Below are 1,409 nucleotides of genomic sequence, written 5' to 3' on the forward strand. Positions count from 1 at the left end.
GGCGAAGGGCTGGACTGCGCCATCCGCTTTGGCGACGGCCACTGGCACGGCACCGAAGCCACGCCCCTGTTGCGCGCGCCTCTGGCGCCCGTGTGCGCGCCCGCGTTGGCCGCTCGCATCCGCAGCGTGCGTGACCTGGGCCGCGAAACGCTGCTGCGTTCGTACCGGCCGGAAGAGTGGCTGGAGTGGTTTCGTGCAGCGGGCGCGCCACCGCCGTTGCTCACCGGTCCATTGTTCGACTCTTCACTCGTGCTGGCCGACGCAGCCGCCCAGGGCGCGGGCGTGGCCTTGTTGCCGGTCAAGCTGTTCGGGCGCGACCTGCAGAGCAGCCGTCTGGTGAGGCTGTTCGATGTGGAGGTTGACGTGGGCGGCTACTGGCTCACACGGCTCAAGCGTCGGCGTTCGAGCGCGGCGATGCGCGCGTTCAGCGAATGGGTGGTGAAGCAGAGCCAGCCGGCGTAGCGGCCGCTCGTGCGGGCACCCAACATGCCCCGCGCCCCCCGATCGGCAACGCCAGGCGTTGCGCCCCGTTGGTGGGCGCTGGCGCTGCGTGGCACCATCTCGGCTGCACGCGCCCGATCACCGACGGCCGCCCGTTCAACCCACCCCCTTGCGAAGACCCCATGGAACTCCCCGCCCACCAGTTGAGCATGACCGTGCTCATGACCCCCGACACCGCCAATTTCTCCGGCAAGGTGCACGGCGGGTCCATCCTCAAGCTGCTCGACCAGGTGGCCTACGCCTGTGCCAGCCGCTACGCCGGCGCCTACGTGGTGACGCTCAGCGTGGACCAGGTGGTGTTCCGCCAGCCCATCCACGTGGGCGAGCTGGTCACCTTCCTCGCCTCGGTCAACCACACCGGCAGCTCGTCCATGGAAGTGGGCATCAAGGTGATCGCGGAGAACATCCGCACCCAGGAAAACCGCCACGTCAACAGCTGCTTCTTCACCATGGTGGCGGTCGACGACGCCGGCAAGCCGACCACCGTGGCGCCGCTGCGCCCCTTCACGCCCGACGAGCGCCGCCGCCACGCTGCGGCCGAGCTGCGCAAGACCATGCGGCGCGAGATGGAGCAACGGTTTGGGGCGGTGCGCTAGGGCGGCGGCACCACCGCCGCCGCCTTGACGGTCATGGCGCCCCGCGAAGCCCGCGACCCAACGCCCCCGACTGCGCTGGACGCGGGCGGGCTTCAGGACCCGGCCCTGCTGCGGCGCCTGCTGCGGGCGAAGGACCGCATGGATGCCGCGTCGCACGAAACCTGGCCCGTGGAGCGGCTGGCCGAGGTGAGCGGTGTGTCCGAAGCCCATTTCGCGCGCTCGTTCAAGCATGCCTTCGGCATCCCCCCGCACCGTTACCTGCTGACGCGGCGCATCGAGCAGGCGACCACGCTGCTGCGCGACACCGAACTG

General features: G+C 70.3%; 3 protein-coding genes. All 3 read left to right on the forward strand.

Annotated elements, in window-relative coordinates:
* Positions 1-462: LysR substrate-binding domain-containing protein (locus tag Q7W29_13125; GenBank protein MDO9172762.1), on the forward strand; the 462-nt coding region annotated here is incomplete at its 5' end.
* Positions 463-623: 161 nt separating this feature from the next.
* Positions 624-1,097, forward strand: coding sequence for an acyl-CoA thioesterase (locus tag Q7W29_13130; GenBank protein MDO9172763.1), 474 nt, complete (start codon positions 624-626; stop codon positions 1,095-1,097).
* Positions 1,098-1,130: 33 nt separating this feature from the next.
* The coding region (locus Q7W29_13135; protein MDO9172764.1) for an AraC family transcriptional regulator at positions 1,131-1,409 on the forward strand (279 nt) is incomplete at its 3' end.

The sequence above is a fragment of the bacterium genome (assembly GCA_030654305.1).
Classification (GTDB): Bacteria; Krumholzibacteriota; Krumholzibacteriia; order LZORAL124-64-63; family LZORAL124-64-63; genus PNOJ01.